The 15,734-nt window shown below is 35.8% G+C and carries 15 protein-coding genes and 1 other RNA gene; 8 read left to right on the top strand and 8 right to left on the bottom strand.

Features of this window, described 5'->3' with window-relative positions; translation table 11 throughout:
• Nucleotides 1-35 precede the first annotated feature (35 nt).
• The 4 genes from dusB to A3I1_RS0105965 form a co-directional block, all read right to left on the bottom strand.
• A complete protein-coding gene (gene dusB / locus A3I1_RS0105980) occupies nucleotides 36-1,022 on the bottom strand; it encodes a tRNA dihydrouridine synthase DusB (protein WP_018370378.1) in 987 nt (328 codons plus the stop codon).
• Nucleotides 1,009-1,881: an Hsp33 family molecular chaperone HslO gene (gene hslO, locus A3I1_RS0105975; protein ID WP_018370377.1), complete on the bottom strand. Its 873-nt coding sequence runs from the start codon at nucleotides 1,879-1,881 to the stop codon at nucleotides 1,009-1,011. The genes dusB and hslO overlap by 14 nt, the downstream gene beginning before the upstream one ends.
• Before the next feature lie 114 nt (nucleotides 1,882-1,995).
• Entirely contained in the window at nucleotides 1,996-3,267 is a 1,272-nt protein-coding gene (locus A3I1_RS0105970) for a toxic anion resistance protein (protein ID WP_018370376.1), read from the bottom strand.
• A gap of 11 nt (nucleotides 3,268-3,278) precedes the next feature.
• Nucleotides 3,279-4,085, bottom strand: a complete 807-nt coding sequence (locus A3I1_RS0105965) for a hypothetical protein (protein ID WP_018370375.1) — start codon at nucleotides 4,083-4,085, stop codon at nucleotides 3,279-3,281.
• 260 nt (nucleotides 4,086-4,345) lie between these two features.
• On the opposite strand from A3I1_RS0105965, the gene A3I1_RS0105960 reads away from it, so the two are divergent.
• Complete coding sequence (locus A3I1_RS0105960) at nucleotides 4,346-5,638, top strand: adenylosuccinate synthase (RefSeq protein ID WP_018370374.1); 1,293 nt, start codon at nucleotides 4,346-4,348, stop codon at nucleotides 5,636-5,638.
• Between the two features lie 77 nt (nucleotides 5,639-5,715).
• Nucleotides 5,716-6,780 carry an FUSC family protein gene (locus A3I1_RS0105950; protein WP_018370372.1) on the top strand — a complete coding sequence of 355 codons (1,065 nt, stop codon included), beginning with the start codon at nucleotides 5,716-5,718 and terminating at the stop codon, nucleotides 6,778-6,780.
• A gap of 42 nt (nucleotides 6,781-6,822) precedes the next feature.
• On the opposite strand, the gene tgt is transcribed toward A3I1_RS0105950, so the two are convergent.
• Nucleotides 6,823-7,965, bottom strand: coding sequence for a tRNA guanosine(34) transglycosylase Tgt (gene tgt, locus A3I1_RS0105945; RefSeq protein WP_018370371.1), 1,143 nt, complete (start codon nucleotides 7,963-7,965; stop codon nucleotides 6,823-6,825).
• A gap of 176 nt (nucleotides 7,966-8,141) precedes the next feature.
• Here tgt and A3I1_RS08245 point away from each other — a divergent pair, with 176 nt between their 5' ends.
• Nucleotides 8,142-8,897 (top strand): DUF975 family protein, encoded by a 756-nt coding sequence (locus A3I1_RS08245; protein WP_018370370.1) that lies wholly within the window; start codon nucleotides 8,142-8,144, stop codon nucleotides 8,895-8,897.
• 43 nt (nucleotides 8,898-8,940) lie between these two features.
• Here A3I1_RS08245 and A3I1_RS0105935 read toward each other — a convergent pair whose 3' ends face one another.
• Both A3I1_RS0105935 and polA read right to left on the bottom strand, forming a co-directional pair.
• A complete protein-coding gene (locus A3I1_RS0105935) occupies nucleotides 8,941-9,366 on the bottom strand; it encodes a CoA-binding protein (protein WP_018370369.1) in 426 nt (141 codons plus the stop codon).
• A gap of 10 nt (nucleotides 9,367-9,376) precedes the next feature.
• Nucleotides 9,377-12,013 carry a DNA polymerase I gene (polA, locus tag A3I1_RS0105930; RefSeq protein WP_018370368.1) on the bottom strand — a complete coding sequence of 879 codons (2,637 nt, stop codon included), beginning with the start codon at nucleotides 12,011-12,013 and terminating at the stop codon, nucleotides 9,377-9,379.
• Nucleotides 12,014-12,153: 140 nt separating this feature from the next.
• Here polA and A3I1_RS0105925 point away from each other — a divergent pair, with 140 nt between their 5' ends.
• The 3 genes from A3I1_RS0105925 (at nucleotide 12,154) to ffs (ending at nucleotide 13,551) form a co-directional block, all read left to right on the top strand.
• Complete coding sequence (locus A3I1_RS0105925; RefSeq protein WP_018370367.1) at nucleotides 12,154-12,930, top strand: MBL fold metallo-hydrolase; 777 nt, start codon at nucleotides 12,154-12,156, stop codon at nucleotides 12,928-12,930.
• Nucleotides 12,930-13,427, top strand: a complete 498-nt coding sequence (tadA, locus tag A3I1_RS0105920) for a tRNA adenosine(34) deaminase TadA (protein ID WP_018370366.1) — start codon at nucleotides 12,930-12,932, stop codon at nucleotides 13,425-13,427. The genes A3I1_RS0105925 and tadA overlap by 1 nt, the downstream gene beginning before the upstream one ends.
• A gap of 25 nt (nucleotides 13,428-13,452) precedes the next feature.
• Nucleotides 13,453-13,551: signal recognition particle sRNA small type (gene ffs, locus A3I1_RS08385), an RNA gene on the top strand.
• A 296-nt stretch (nucleotides 13,552-13,847) separates the two neighbouring features.
• On the opposite strand, the gene A3I1_RS0105915 is transcribed toward ffs, so the two are convergent.
• Nucleotides 13,848-14,048 (bottom strand): cold-shock protein, encoded by a 201-nt coding sequence (locus A3I1_RS0105915; RefSeq protein ID WP_018370365.1) that lies wholly within the window; start codon nucleotides 14,046-14,048, stop codon nucleotides 13,848-13,850.
• A gap of 303 nt (nucleotides 14,049-14,351) precedes the next feature.
• On the opposite strand from A3I1_RS0105915, the gene ccdA2 reads away from it, so the two are divergent.
• Together ccdA2 and A3I1_RS0105905 are read left to right on the top strand one after the other, a co-directional pair.
• On the top strand, nucleotides 14,352-15,068 hold the full coding sequence (ccdA2, locus tag A3I1_RS0105910; protein WP_018370364.1) for a thiol-disulfide oxidoreductase-associated membrane protein CcdA2: 717 nt from the start codon (nucleotides 14,352-14,354) through the stop codon (nucleotides 15,066-15,068).
• A 23-nt stretch (nucleotides 15,069-15,091) separates the two neighbouring features.
• Nucleotides 15,092-15,718, top strand: a complete 627-nt coding sequence (locus A3I1_RS0105905) for a peroxiredoxin family protein (RefSeq protein ID WP_018370363.1) — start codon at nucleotides 15,092-15,094, stop codon at nucleotides 15,716-15,718.
• Nucleotides 15,719-15,734 lie beyond the last annotated feature (16 nt).

Raw genomic sequence — 15,734 nt, 5'->3', positions numbered from 1 at the left:
AAAAATGCTTAATTTTCAATAAGGTAACAATTTATTTATAAGCTCATGCGAGCTTGAGTAAACAAATTTTCAATTTCTTCAATGGTTTCTGCTCTTGAGACAGCACCACGAATTTTGGCTGCGCCAGATGTTCCACGCAAGTAATGTGGGGCAAGCCCTCTAAATTCCCGAACAGCAATGTGCTCTCCCTTAAGAGAAGCAAGACGTGTTAAATGATCAAATGCAATATCTAATTTTCTTTTGAATGGTAAATCTGGTAGGATTTCACCTGTTTCAAAATAATGATTAATTTGAGTAAAAATATAAGGATTATTCATAGCTGTACGTCCAATCATGACAGCATCTGTTCCAATCTTATCAATCATATAAGCTGCATCTTGGACAGTCTTAATATCACCATTACCAATAAAAGGGATTTTAGTGACAGCTTTTGCTACTCTTTTTAAGGTTTCGTGGTCGCAATGACCAGTATACATTTGTTCTCTTGTTCTACCATGCATGGCTAATGCAGAAACACCAGCTGATTCAGCAGCTAAAGCATTTTCAACAGCTAGTGAACTATCAGCCCAGCCTGTTCTCATTTTTACAGTTAAAGGAATATTTAGAACAGATTTAACGGTTTTAATCACTGAATAAATTTTTTCAGGATCTTTTAACCATTTTGCCCCAGCTTCGTTTTTCACGACTTTATTAACTGGACAGCCCATATTGATATCAACAAGATCAGCCTTGGTATTTTCTTGAATGAATTCAGCAGCTCTTGCTAGACTGTCTCCATCACTACCAAACAACTGAATAGAAACAGGGTGTTCTTCCCCATCAATATGAAGCATGTGTAGTGTTTTTTCATTATTATACTGAATCCCTTTATCTGAGACCATTTCCATAACAACAAGTCCAGAACCAAATTCTTTAGCAATGGTTCTAAAAGCTGAGTTAGTCACACCAGCCATTGGGGCTAAAACAGTTCTGTGTGGAATGAAAACATCTCCAATCATAAAGGAGCTATTAAGATTTGTCATTGATTATCTTCTCCAACTCTTCTTCGTTAAAGGTATAGTTAGTGTTACAAAATTGGCAGACAATTTCAGCACCATGGTCTTCATCTTTCATTTCTTGTAATTCTTTTTTGCCAAGTGTAGCTAGAGCCTTTTGAAAACGTTCTTTAGAACAATCACATTGAAAGGATAGTTCGTCTTCTGATAATCGTTTAAAGGATTCATCCCCATAAATAGCTTTTAAAAGGGCTTCAATGTGATCTTTTGAAGACAAGAGACTAGATATGGCAGGCATTTCTTGAATACGTTTTTCATAGCGAGCAATTTCTTCTTCTGGAGCACCTGGTAAGACTTGTAGCATAAAACCACCAGCGACTTTTACCTGGTCATTCTCATCAAGAAGAACATTTAATCCAACAGCTGATGGCGTCTGTTCACTTTCTGTGAGATAATAAGTAAAATCTTCACCAATTTCTCCAGTGATTAGAGGAGTTGTTGATGTATAGGGTTTTCCAGTGCCATAATCAGTAATGACAACAAAAAGTCCATTTCCCATGAGTGGACCTACAATAATTTCCCCAGTTGCTGTTTTTTTGATATCAATTCCCTTGTTTTGGATATAACCTTTGACATGCCCTTTGGTATTAGCAACAGAAATCACATGGCCAAAAGAACTATCACCAATCACTTTGATTGTAATTTTACTGTCTCCTTTTTGATTGGCAGCTAATATTTGATTGGCAATCAAGGTTCGACCAAGAGCCACTGTAGAACTTGCTAAGGTTTGATGTTTTTCTTGAGCTTTTTTAACGGTTTGGGTACTATCTAGCACATAAGCACGAAAATAACCGGTAGCCGATATTGTCTTAATTAATTTATCCATAACCCATATTATATCATATTATTCTTCATTTTAGCAGCTAGTTATTCTTGAAAAAGTAATTTGCTTTTCCTATAAAAAAACAAGCCACAATGGTGACTTGTTTTTCAATAGTTGTTAGTTTTCTCCATTTTCAGGCTTATTGTCAACTTGTTCCTGTGTTAGTTTTCCTTCGTTCAAAAGAGCTTGAACAATTTTTTCATCACGTAGTTTTGCTGTGTCGTTAATTGTTTCGGCTGATTTGATGATAGCTGTTTCAAGTTGGGCACGCTGTTTTCTACCGTTATCAATAGCGGCAATAATCCCATTGTTTTGAGCCACCAAACTTTCTGCTAAACTGGTTACAGAAGCAATTGAAAGTGTTGGACTTTGAGCAGATTTCTCAAGCGCTGGAATAGCTTCTTTGCTGGTTTCAGCGAGCATTTGAAGGGCCGCATTATTAGCATTGATAATGGCATCTGCTGTTGCTCCTGATTTGACAGATTGTTGCAAGATACCTAACTGAGCGATAGATAATTTCATTGTTGGAATTGTGTTACGACGAAGCATGCCTAGTTTTTGACGCATATCAGATGAGACTTTGACGAGATTTCTCATTTGAGGTGTTGTTGCCCAAGCCACATAAAGACGACTCATATATTCAGTATGTTGTTGCTCCAAAGTGTTGATGACTTCCGTTATTCTTGCCAGTTCCTCAGATTTAACATGGTATTCAGGCGTTGTACTATCTAGTTTAGTAATTGTCTCTTGTAGTGTTTTAGCACGATTAGCACTTTCTTGTTGACTAGACTCGATAAAAGCAATAACACCAACAAGATTTTCAATCGACTTGGTATTATCTTCAATCAGTATTTCTGCTGAAACAATATTTCTTGCTAATACTTCTTCTTGCTTGACAATGGTTGCAGCCATACTGTTCATTTTTTGTTCAACATTTTGAGCATCAAAATAAAATTCTTGAAGGGTATTTCGGCCTTGTTTGAATAATTTTTGAATAAAATTTGGTTTTTTCTCTAATTCTGCTGGTGTCACATCCTTATATTTAACAATGAAACCATTGAGTTCACGGTTAGTGTTTTGTAAAAGGTCATCAACCTGAGGAATTTCTAATTTCTTCTGCTCAGACAAGATGTGATTAACGGTAGCATTGACCTCTTCAACAGCTGATTGCCCAAAGTCTAACAGAGCATTTTGATCAGTGATAAACCCATCAACTAATTGAGGAGTTCTTTCTTTAATAGCTTCTTGTTGGTCTTGACTTAATTTTTCTAAGAATGATATTTGCCCTGTTTTTTCTTTTACATCAAGAATAATATCTGTTGTTTTGTCAGTTTTAGCTAACTGATTATTGGCAATTTTATCAATATCAAAGTGAAATGTATCTGACATTATTATCTCCTTTAGTTCGTTTTGTTGTGTTGCATCATACGTAAACTAATTTCAAAATCTTTTAGCTCACTTTCATTGAGCTTACGAAGGGTTTCATCTAAATCTAAATCAAATTTTTCAATAGTTTTTTTAGCCTGAGCCAAACGTTCTTTTGCATTGTAATAATCTTTAGGATTAGCTTTGATTTTAAGGTAGCCAGATAAAATATCTTCAAAGCGTTTCATATTGCTTTCGTGGATGGCGATTAATTCTTCGTGATTATCAGCTTGTTTAATCTTCTCTAGAATAGATAGATTATCTTTTTGAATATTGTGGTAGCTTTCACTAAGCTCAGGTGCTAGCTTGAGGATGTGTCTATCCTTATCTGATGCTGAAATATCAGGTGATAGTCCAAGTTTTTCCAATTGTTCTTGAATATCTAGTCTAGTGGTATGAACTTTCTTAATAATTCTTTTATGAACAAGTGGTTCAATTTCTTTTTTCAAGCGATCGGCTTCATCATTAATATGAGTTAATTGTGGCATAATTTGTCTAGCCAAATCGATATAATCATCCCATTTTTCGTTTTCAAGATAGCCTTCTAGTTTTTTAAGTTTCTTATCAGTTAATTTGATATAAGCTTTTAATTCTTGAATATCAATACTATCACTAATTTTTTCTACTTTCTTATGCTGAACTGATGGTTTTTGACTTTTCTTCCACCATTGAAAGATTAAAAAACCAATACCTCCAGCAACAACAAATGGTATTGTTATTTGTATAAAATAAACTAATAAAATTAGAAAAATAATTTTCCCAAATAGACTTGACTTTCTCATAGATTATCCTTTGCCAATATTTGATAGTTGCTATTATTGTAACGCAATCTCACCGTTATGACAATGAAAAGCATGAAAAATGATCATGTTTTTTGTTAGAAAATAAAAGATTATGAAAAAAGAAGATTCCACAATTGTCTGTTGAAAAATACCCCATAATTTCATATAATAGTAGGGTGATACGCTTGTAGGTGAAACTCCTACCATTATTATCAAGAAAGGATTTAGCAGACGAATATGTCGTGCTAGGATTCATTATTATGACATCAGTAGTAGTAGTAGGTACCCAGTGGGGAGATGAAGGAAAAGGTAAAATTACAGACTTCTTATCATCAGATGCAGAAGTTATTGCACGTTATCAAGGTGGTGATAATGCTGGGCATACCATCGTTATTAATGGAAAAAAATTCAAACTCCATCTAATTCCATCAGGTATTTTCTTCCCTGAAAAAATTTCTGTAATTGGTAATGGTATGGTGGTTAATCCCAAATCATTGGTCAAAGAATTGAAATATCTTCATGAAGAAGGAGTGACAACAGACAATCTTCGGATTTCAGATAGAGCGCATGTGATTTTACCTTATCATATTAAGTTGGATCAACTACAAGAAACTTCTAAAGGAGTTAATAAGATTGGGACAACCAATAAGGGAATTGGACCTGCTTATATGGATAAGGCGGCGCGCGTGGGTATTCGTATTGCTGATTTACTTGATAAAGATATTTTTGCTGAGCGTCTTCGTATTAATCTTGAAGAAAAAAATCGTCTCTTTGAAAAAATGTATGAGTGTGAGTTATCATCGTTTGATGACATTTTTGAAGAGTATTATGCCTATGGACAACAAATCAAACAATATGTGACCGATACTTCTGTGATTTTAAATGATGCTCTTGATAAGGGCAAACGCGTTTTATTTGAAGGGGCTCAAGGTGTCATGCTTGATATCGATCAAGGAACCTATCCGTTTGTCACCTCTTCTAATCCAGTTGCTGGTGGAGTAACAATTGGTTCAGGTGTTGGCCCAAGTAAAATCAATAAAGTTGTTGGTGTTTGTAAGGCCTATACTAGTCGTGTAGGAGATGGACCGTTTCCAACAGAATTGTTTGATGCTACGGGAGATCGTATTCGTGAAATTGGTCATGAATATGGCACTACAACGGGTCGTCCCCGTCGTGTTGGTTGGTTTGACTCCGTTGTTATGAGACATAGTCGTCGTGTATCAGGGATTACCAATCTTTCATTAAATTCGATTGATGTCTTATCAGGACTTGATACCGTTAAGATTTGTGTAGCCTATGATTTAGATGGGGAACGTATTGATTACTATCCAGCTAGTCTTGACAAGTTGAAACGTTGTCAACCGATTTATGAAGAACTACCAGGCTGGTCAGAAGATATTACAAGTGTTAGACGTTTAGAGGATTTACCAGAAAATGCGAGAAACTATATCCGTCGCATTAGCGAATTAGTTGGTGTTCGTATTTCGACTTTCTCTGTTGGGCCAGATCGTGACCAAACTAATATTCTTGAGAGTGTTTGGGGAAGTATTTAAAGCGATTTAATGAAACCATCTCTAATTAAAGGAGATGGTTTTATTGAGCCTTCAAAAATAAGTGATATAATGTGATTATGACTATTTTTAAACAACTTAAATCTCTTTTTAAATTAAAGCCAATGGTAGATAACCCTTACCGTGTTGTAATAATTGGTTTTGCTATTTTTATCGTTTTAATGGTTGGCTATTTGAGAAACGATTTTTTAATTTCTAATTTTGCCTCATTAGGTTTATTTACCCTTTTTTATTATCAAAATCTTCCCATACCCTATTTACTTAGAAATCTTTGTATTATCGGTGGCTCTTTGTTACTGGTTTTTCTCTTGGGATTTTTTTCATCTTACTCTCCTTGGTTTTCACCTTTAGTCGTGGGCGTTATTGCTTTTATCAGTCGATTGTTAACCAGATTATTCAATGTTCGTAGGCCAGGAGGTATCTTTTTTGTCATGGTGGCAGCTATGGGAACAACCATTGTGGTTCCTGAGAAAAAATTGGGAGAAATTATCTTATTTTTTCTTTTAGGAATCATGATTAGCCTTGTTGGTGCTTTCATCATTAAAAAAACGGAAAGCAGAGTAGAAGTGACTATGCCTCACAATACTCTTAAAGAAAGATTTTTCAAAGATCCTTTGGCACTGGTTGATGCTATATTTTATAGTAGTGCCTTATTCATGTCTGTTTATCTGAGCCACGGTTTACATATAGGTAATCCTTACTGGGTGACGCTTGCCTGTGCCGCTATTTTACTGGCTGAAAACTTAGAAGCATTGAAACATCGACACTTACAATACTTAGCAGGCACTTTTGTTGGATTAATTGGGGCTAGTCTTTTATTGATACTCCCTTTATCTAGAGTACTTTTGATTATCTTGATTACCGTCTTTTACACCCTAGCACAATACTATGTTCCTAGAAATTATGCAGTTGCCAACATTTTTATCACGCCGATGGTTCTTTTACTATCTGTTACCAATAACATTGATTTATCGATTCATTTGTTTCAATCTCGTATTATTGGCGTTTTGTTAGGTAGTTTTATTGGTTTTGGAACGGCTTGGTTAATGTGGTTAATGCTTGATCATTACGTAATGGTTACTAAAAATAATAGTGAAATAAGTGACGAAGACTATCACCATTAATAAAAAACACAAAAGCCCAAATTCTTGGGCTTTTTGTATCTATTAAAAATTACGTTCTGAACGATTGTACCCATAGCGTTCGATGAAATCTTCTCTAAATTCTAGGAGATTGTCATTGACGATTGCCTCTCTGACTTGTTTCATCAAGTTGATGAGGAAGTAGAGGTTGTGGTAGCTTGTGAGACGAATGCCAAAAGTTTCATCTGCTTTTAAGAGATGACGCAGATAGGCGCGTGTGTAGTTTTGACAGGTATAGCAGTCACAGTTGTGATCAAGTGGGGTAAAGTCTTCGGCATACTGTGCGTTTTTAATGACAAGGCGACCTTCACTTGTCATGCAGGTCCCGTTTCTAGCAATACGAGTTGGAAGGACACAGTCAAACATATCAATCCCACGAATAACTCCATCAATCAGGCTATCAGGAGCCCCCACACCCATGAGGTATCGTGGTTTATTTTCGGGAAGTAGAGGAGTTGTAAAGTCAAGAACAGTATTCATCTCTTCATGTGTCTCTCCAACAGCTAATCCACCAATCGAGTAGCCAGAAAAATCCATGCTAACCAAATCATTTGCTGATTGACGGCGAAGATCTTCAAAGCCAGCCCCTTGAACAATACCAAATAAACCTTGGTCATGAGGACGACGGTGGGCTTTTAATCCACGTTCTGCCCAACGGCTGGTTCTTTCAATACTCTTTTTAACATAATCATAGGGTTGATAAAATTGCGGACACTCATCAAAACTCATCATGATGTCACTTCCTAGATTATTTTGAATACTGATGGCTTTTTCAGGTGATAAAAACATTTTTGCACCGTTGAGATGGTTTTTAAAGGTGACACCTTCTTCGGTGATGTTGCGGCTATCAGCTAAAGAATAAACTTGAAAACCACCACTATCTGTTAGAATAGGTTGATCCCAGTTCATGAATTGATGAAGTCCTCCTGCTTTAGCAATCAACTCATCCCCTGGACGGAGCCAAAGGTGGTAGGTGTTTGATAGGATAATCCCAGAACCCATTTCTTTTAGTTCTTCAGGGGATTGTGTTTTGACAGTGGCCTGCGTGCCAACAGGCATAAACATTGGTGTTGGAAAAGTACCATGAGGGGTGATAATTTCCCCAAGTCTTGCTCCTGTGTACTTTTCCTTTTTAATCAGACGATATTTGATTGGTTGTGTTGTCATATTTTCTCCTTTGCTTCTAGGAAAAACAGTCCTAGGCAGTTTAACCTATTTATTCTATCAAAATAAGTCTGATTTGTCATTTTTTCTTTAATGTCTAAAGGTCTTATAGATTTCCAAAGCGGTATTCTTAAGTCAACTATGCTATAATAAGCATATCTTTATAGAAGGATTTAGATATGAAATCATCAATCATTAAAAAGAAAGCTAGAACAATCCTCAAACGTTTGCCTGGCAAGTATCAATTATTCTTATTACCTGTTTTATCAACTCTATTTTATATGGGAATTACAGTATTTGAACAACTTACGCTAAGTGAGCAAACAAGAACAAGTTGGGGAGATAATTTATTTACGCTAGCTCTTAGTAGCCTGGTGACTTTTTTTGTACTTTCTACTCTTTTAACGTTACTTGATGTCATTCGAGGAAAACGCCAAAGTGTTCGTTTTTCTGATAGCCAACGCGCTTTTGAAACCAAATTATTTTTACCATTATTTGGTCTTGTGATGATGAAAAATCTGCTTTTATTTGTTTGGTTTTTTGCTTCTTCTATAGGTTATATTATGATTTTAACGAGTGGTATTAGTCTAACTAGTATTGTGCTAGTTCTATTATCACTTGTCATGTTTCTCATCACCCTTTATCGTTATTTCTTTGTTGAACTCTTGTTTTATGAGTACTATCAAAAAAATATCAAGATTAATCCTCTTGTATTACTAGCGACGAGTCGTCAATTTATGAAGGGGTATAAACGACAACTGTTTTTCCTTCACCTTAGTTTTTTTGGCTGGTATGTTTTAGTAGGGGTAACATTTGGTTTAGCTAGTTTTTACGTGATGCCCTACTTTTTAACAAGTAATACTATTTTTTATGAAAAAATGCTGCAAGAAAAAAGACAATTACAAAAGATATCTTTTCCAATTAAATTGATGTAAAAAAGGCTGTAGCCTTCTCACAAAGAGAAAGACTACAGTCTTTTTACATGTTAAAATAGTCAATTTTAATACATCGATTCATAACAATGTTATGACAATGATTGTCTCTTAAAATTTGCTCGGCTTCTTCATTTTCAAGACCCAGTTGAGCCCAGAAGATGCGAGCATCAGTGGTGATAAACTCTTTAGCCACTTCAGGTAAAAAGTCACTACGACGAAAGATATTGACAATATCTATTGCATCTGGGATATCTTTCAAGGAAGGATAGGTTAATTCCCCCAAGATTGTTTTTCCAGCTAGCCTTGGATTGACAGGAATAATCTTGTAACCAACTTTTTGCATTATCTCAGAAACTTGATAAGCAGGGCTTTCTTTTCGATTAGATAAACCAACAACAGCAATTGTTTTACTGTCTCTTAGATAATTAAAGATGGTTTCTTGGTCAGGATTTTGAAAGTGATAAGTCATTATAGTCTCCTTATTTGGCTTCATACCATGTTTTACCAGAATTGTCATCCACAATGAGTGGTACTTTTAATGCGAAAGCTGATTCCATAGTTTCTTTGACCAGTTGCCGGACACTCTTAAGTTCATTTTTAGGGACTTCTAAGACAATTTCATCATGGACTTGTAAAAGCATTTTAGCTTTAAAATTCCCTTTTTCAAGAGCTTTATCAAGCTTTATCATAGCAAGTTTTAAGATATCAGCAGCAGATCCTTGAATAGGTGAATTGATAGCTGTGCGCTCTGCAAAATTTCTAACATTAAAATTACGTGAATGGATATCAGGCAGCTCACGTCTACGATGAAAGAGTGTTTCGACATAACCCTTATTACGAGCATCTTTAACAATATTATCCATGTAGGCTTTAATGCCAGGATAACGTTCAAAATAGGTGTCAATATATTGTTTGGCTGCATTTCTTGTAATGCCAAGATTGTTTGAGAGGCCAAAGTCAGAAATACCATAAACAACTCCGAAGTTAACAGCCTTGGCATTTCGGCGGTCGTTTGCGCTAACCTCTTCTGGTTTTTCAATACCAAAGACTCTCATAGCTGTAGCTGTATGGATATCTGCTCCGTGATTAAAAGCGTCAATGAGATGCTCATCGTTAGATATGTGAGCAAGGACACGTAGTTCAATTTGCGAATAGTCAGAACTCAAAAGCACACTATCTTCTTGGTTAGCGGTGAAGGCTTTTCGAATTAATCTTCCTTGTTCTAAACGAACAGGAATATTTTGAAGGTTGGGATCAACACTTGATAAACGTCCCGTTTGTGTTAAATCTTGAAGATAAGAGGTATGAATTTTCCCATCAGCCAGTATATAATCTTGTAGACCAACTACATAAGTGTTTTGAAGTTTAGTGATTTGACGATAGTTTAAAATTTTAGCAACAATGGGTGCATTAGGTGCTAATTTTTCCAAGACATCAACGGCAGTAGAATAACCAGTTTTGGTTTTTTTAGTTGCCCAAAGCGGTAATTTCATCTTTTCAAACAAAATCTGACCCAACTGTTTTGGTGAGTTGATATTAAATTCTTCGCCAGCCATGTCATAGATGTCTTGGGTTAGGCGATTAATGGTTACATCATTTTCTGCTTGCATTTCTTGTAGGCTTGTTTTATCAACAGAAATCCCTTCAATTTCCATTTTCGCTAAGACATTGGCAAGAGGTATTTCCATCTCAAAAAGCAAGTCTAGTTGTTTATTTTTTGCCAATAATTCTGTCATAATTGGTTCAGTTTCTACCAAGGTACGAATTTTTTTGGCCAGATGGGTGAGCAATATTTCTTTATCTGGGATAGCACGTTTTGCCCCTTTGCCATAGACATCATTATCATCAGCTAGCGGGGTTTGACCATAGAGATGGGCGATGGTTGCTAGCTCATTATCATCAACTGTTGATAAAAGATACTTGGCTAGTCTACTATCAAAAGCACAAGCAGGCAAAGAGACATCTAAATGGTTAAGCAAGACTTTGCTTCGCTTGAAATCATAGGTTTTTATCGGTTGTGCCAAAGCTTGTTTAAAAAGATCTGATTGAAGGAGTTTGATATCAGAACTGGCATAAATCTTTTCTTTATTGCCCCAAGCAAAACCTATGATGTTTTCTGTATGGTAGTTGGGACGCAAGAGCTCAAAATAATAAAACTGGTCAGCACTAAACATCTCAGGTTGAAGCTCTGTTACCTCTGTGAAGGTCACGTCCACTTCTTTTTGTCCAGCACCAGATAGGCTAGCCTTCAATTGCTTAAAGCCCATATCATCATAAAATTGTGAGAGTTTTTCAATCTCAGGACCATGGTAAGTCAAATCATCAAGACCAATCGTTATAGGTGCAGTGATATCAATGGTTGCCAGTGTCTTTGAGAGAAAGGCTTGTTCTTTGTCAGCGATGAGGTTTTCTTTCATTTTAGAAGGCTTCATACTATCAATGTTTGCATAAATACCTTCTATACTTCCGTGTTCTAGGAGTAATTTAATCCCAGTCTTTTCACCAATTTTGGTAACACCTGGAATATTATCAGATTTATCACCCATGAGGGCTTTTAAATCGATGAATTGTGTCGGAGTAATTCCCATTTTTTTCATGAGATAATCAGGGGTGAATTCTTCAAATTCAGAGACCCCTTTTTTAGAAATTTCAACAACAGTATTGTCATCAGTTAGCTGGATGAGGTCTTTATCACCACTCACAATCGTGACATCATAAAAAATCTCTCCATTTTCGGCAAGCTTATCAAGAGTTCCTATGATATCATCAGCTTCATAGCGATCAAGTTCGTAGTGCTTGATTCCAAGTGCTGTCAGCATCTCTTTAATGAAGGGAAATTGTTCTTTAAACTCATCAGGCGTCTTAGCACGACCAGCTTTATAGTCTGAAAACATCTCAGTTCTAAAAGTTGTTTTACCGGCATCAAAAGCCACTAAAACATGAGTAGGTTTAACCCTTTTCATCATGTGATCAAGCATTAGATGAAAACCATAAATAGCATTAGTATGAAGACCAGTAGCATTTTTAAAGCGATCAATCTGATTGTATAAGGCAAAAAAGGCTCGAAAAGCGATGGATGAGCCATCAATTAACAGTAATTTATTCTTCTTTTTCATAGGTTTATTATATCATAAGAAGTCTCTTTAAAGTGTGTGGGAGGTGACAACTTGTTTTAAAAAAAATTAAGCTGTCAATTAGTCTGCTAATTAGCAGTAAGTTTGATATAATAAACACAGAAATAAAAGAGGAGAAAAGCATGAAAGTAACAACTCTTGGCTGTTGGGGAGCCTATCCTTATCAAGATGGTGGGACAACGAGCTATCTTATCACCGGTTCAGACGGTTTTCAACTGCTAATGGATGTGGGGAGTCGAGCCATCAATGAATTGGAAAAAGAAATTAGTCCATTAGCTTTAGATGCGGTAATTATCAGTCACTATCATCCAGATCACATCGCTGATTTAGGTGTCTTATTTCACTACCGCCTCTTGTATCCGAAAACACTTTGGCAGCCAAAACTTCTACCTGTCTATGGTCATGATGAAGATAAAAACGAATTTGCTAAACTTAGCTTTCCTGATGTGGCCAAGGGAATTGCCTATAATGTTTCTGGTGTTGAGATAATTGGTCCTTTTGAAATCACTTTTATCAAAACGGTTCATCCAGTGCCTTGTTATGCAATGAGAATTAAAGAAAGAACTACCGACCAAGTCCTTGTATTTACTGGAGATACTGGCTATTTTGATGGTTTGGCAGATTTCACTAAGGATGCCGATTTGTTTTTAGCAGATGTTTATTTATTTGAGGGGAATGAAAATCACTTTGCTCACTTGACCAGCAAAGAAGCAGGTCAAATCGCCAAAGAAGCTGAAGTGAAGAAACTAGTCTTGACGCATCTGCCACAATTTTCAAAAGACGGAAAACATGATGCTGATTATCTTGAAGCCCTAAGACAAGAATCTGCTAACCACTCAGGTGATATTCCGGTTGAATTGGCCTATCCTCATAAATCTTGGGATTTAGGAGAATTGTAATGTACACTCAAGCTGAAAAAGAATTCTTTATGTCAGAAGCCCTAAAAGAAGCCCATCGTTCGCTTGAAAAAGATGAGATTCCAATCGGTTGTGTTATTGTTAAAGCGGGTCAGATTATAGGACGAGGGCATAACGCGAGAGAAGAATGCAATCAAGCCATTATGCATGCAGAAATCATGGCCATTAACGAAGCCAACCAGTCAGAAGGCAATTGGCGTTTACTGGAAACCACTCTATTTGTGACGATTGAACCTTGTGTCATGTGTAGTGGAGCGATTAGTTTAGCAAGAATACCAGCTGTTATTTATGGTGCTAAAAATAGTAAGTTTGGTGCAGCAGGTAGCCTTTATGATATTTTAAGCGATCCACGTCTCAATCATCGTGTTGCTGTTGAAACAGGTATCCTTGAAAAAGAGTGTGCCCGAATCATGCAAGATTTTTTCCGAAAACGTCGTGAGAAAAACGTGACACTTGAAAATGATTCGATAGAAGACTAGTTGCAGAAATTTTAAATTCTGTTATAATAAACTATGGAGCAACAGTTTTGCGTGAAGTGGGTCAGGGGAGGAATCCAGCAGCCCTAAGCGATGTAAGCTGTGTGCTCTTTTTTTGTTCGTTTTTAAAACCCTATGAATCCTTGATTTCATAGGGTTTTTGTGACTATATTATATTTTAGGGCTTCTTTGGGGCAGAAAAAGGGGCAAAAAAATTAAAACTTTATTTGATTAGAGCCATTTCAACTCTTGATGAAGTTATTGAAAAAATAGATTTCTAAGAAACATAAAAGATTAGTAGGCTTGATAACGAAAAATACTAGTTATTGCTATCCAATTTGCCAAAAACTCTAGTAAAGTTACTAGAGTTTTTGTTTTTGAAAAATTAACCAACAAAAAAGTCTCCCAAAGGGAGACAATTTTTTAGCTTAATGTAATATTTGCTGCTTGAAGTCCGCGTGCGCCTTCTTCAATATCAAATGTTACTTTTTGGCCTTCATCCATAGTTTTAAAACCATCTGTTTGAATGGCTGAAAAATGTGCGAAAACATCGCCACTTTCTTCAGTGCTGATAAAACCGAAGCCTTTTTCAGCGTTAAACCATTTTACTGTACCTTGTGTCATTGAACATACTTCCTCTCTTATTATTTGTAAACTCTTGAGAAAAAATATGTTGCCACAAATATAACTCTTGAAACTCTACTCTCTTATATTAACATGAATGAGTGGCAATGTATACTAAAAAGCTTCAAATATTGAAAATAAAAACAAAAATCTCCAAAAAGGTTATAAAATTAAGCCTTTTGATCAATCAAATTCTTTCTTTTTTATCATTATCGTATCAAATTCAAGTTTTTCCATTAAAATCCTCCTATTTTATTTTTAAAAAGAAGATTATACTAAAGATAATAAAAGAAAGGAGACAGTATGGAAACAATTATTTTTTTAATTTCGGTTTTCTTAGCTGGAGTATTATCATTTTTCTCACCCTGTATTTTTCCACTACTTCCAGTTTATGTTGGTATTTTATTGGATTCAGACGATGAGCGAACCATCACTATTTTAGGGAGGAAGGTTTATTGGCACGGGCTCATTAAAACCCTCTCGTTCATTGCTGGGCTATCAACTATTTTTTTAATTCTTGGTTATGGAGCTGGATTTTTAGGAGCTGTTTTATATGCCGATTGGTTCCGTTATGTGCTAGGAACTATTGTTATCATTCTTGGTATTCATCAAATGGACATCATTACCATTAAAAAACTCCAAATGCAAAAAAGTATTACTTTTAATCCCAATAAAAAAAGAAATGATATTTATGGTGCTTTCTTACTAGGTATTACCTTTAGTTTTGGCTGGACACCTTGTGTTGGGCCGGTTCTTAGTTCGGTGTTAGCAATTGCTGCTTCTGGTGGAAGTGGTGCTGTTCAAGGTGGCTTTTTGATGCTTGCCTACACTTTAGGAATGGCTTTACCATTCTTGTTGATGGCATTAGCTTCAACAACTATGCTTAAGCATTTTAATCGTCTTAGACCTTATCTAAGCACTATGAAAAAAATTGGTGGTGCATTGATTATTTTAATGGGTATTCTATTAATGACTGGTCAATTAGGTGCACTTGCAGCATTTTTTGAATCATCTTTATAAATCTATAATAAAAGGAGAACACAATGAAAAAAATCACATTATTAACAACAGGTCTTGTTTGTTTAGGACTTCTAGGTGCTTGTTCAAACACTAACCAGGAAAATATGTCTAAAGAAACAAAAACAACTAGCAATATGGCTAAAAAAGATGAAATGGCTAAGGATTCAGACACTGATATGAAAGACTCAGAAATGAAGGCTTCAGATGACATGACAAAAATGAATGATGGCGAAATGGCTCCAGATTTCACTTTAACAGGTGTTGATGGCAAAACCTATCACCTCTCGGACTATAAGGGTAAAAAAGTCTATCTCAAATTCTGGGCATCATGGTGTTCTATTTGTTTAGCAACTTTAGAAGATACCGTTGACCTTTCTGAGATGGCTTCTGATGATTATGTTATCTTATCGGTTGTAGCCCCAACTCATAATGGTGAAAAAACGCAAAGTGAGTTTAAGAAATGGTATCAAGGATTGGGTTATGATCAATTACCAGTATTATTAGATAATGACGGTGAGTTACTAAAAGCTTACGGTATTCGCTCCTATCCAACATCAGCTTTTATTGGAAGTGATGGTGTTTTAGCCAAAACACATATCGGATTTATGGAAAAAAATGAGATTGAAAAAACATTAAAAGAAATAAAGTAATGGTATAATGATAAGG

The organism is Streptococcus marimammalium DSM 18627, assembly GCF_000380045.1.
Taxonomy (GTDB): Bacteria; Bacillota; Bacilli; order Lactobacillales; family Streptococcaceae; genus Streptococcus; species Streptococcus marimammalium.
Note: the sequence above shows the minus strand (reverse complement) of the source record. Positions and strands in the feature narration are given on the sequence as shown.